Origin of the sequence: Spongiactinospora gelatinilytica, from assembly GCF_003236385.1 — a bacterium.
Taxonomy (GTDB): domain Bacteria; phylum Actinomycetota; class Actinomycetes; order Streptosporangiales; family Streptosporangiaceae; genus Spongiactinospora; species Spongiactinospora gelatinilytica.
Window position 1 is genome coordinate 1 of record NZ_POUA01000809.1, and the last position, 632, is coordinate 632.

The 632-nt window shown below is 68.5% G+C and carries 2 protein-coding genes; both read right to left on the bottom strand.

Annotated elements, in window-relative coordinates; translation table 11 throughout:
* Positions 1 to 136: 136 nt before the first annotated feature.
* Positions 137 to 340 (bottom strand): heavy-metal-associated domain-containing protein, encoded by a 204-nt coding sequence (locus tag C1I98_RS39530; RefSeq protein WP_111172247.1) that lies wholly within the window; start codon positions 338 to 340, stop codon positions 137 to 139.
* A 44-nt stretch (positions 341 to 384) separates the two neighbouring features.
* Positions 385 to 632: DUF4396 domain-containing protein (locus C1I98_RS39535; RefSeq protein WP_146607955.1), on the bottom strand; the 248-nt coding region annotated here is incomplete at its 5' end.

The window sequence follows — 632 nt, forward strand, 5'->3', positions numbered from 1 at the left end:
GGCCCACCCCGGCTACTTCGATACGCCGCACGCCGCACGCCGTCGCGGCCGAGCCCGAACCGGACTCGCCCGGCCGCGGCGGCGTCGAGTACGCACCTGGCGCGGCGCTTCGCGCACCGCCGCGCCTCCGGCAGGGTCAGGCGACCCGATAGCCGGCCTCCTTGACCGCCGCCGTGATCGCGGCGCCGTCCACCGGCGACTCACTCCGGACGGTAAGCAGCCCGCTGTCGAGATCGACCTCGACCTCGGCGACGCCCGGCACCTCGCCGACCTCTTCCTTGACCGAACTGACGCAGTGACCGCAGGTCATTCCCGTGACGGTATATGTGGCCGTGTTCATGTCGACACACTATACCCCCCTAGCGTATTTACCACGCTTTGGGACTAGTGATGACCATGTACGACCGCGTGCCCCTTGCCCTTGCCGATGATCCACTTGTTCACCGGGGTGGTCACCACGAACGCCACCGCGAGCGCGAACGCCAGCGACCCCCAGAACAGCCACGTCAACAGCCCTGCGGCCATCGCCCCGGGCACCACCAGCATGACCGCGTTGTCCACGATCTCCATCACGACGATCGACACCGTATCCGCCGCCAGCGCCAGCCGTACGGCCTTGCCCACCCCCACAC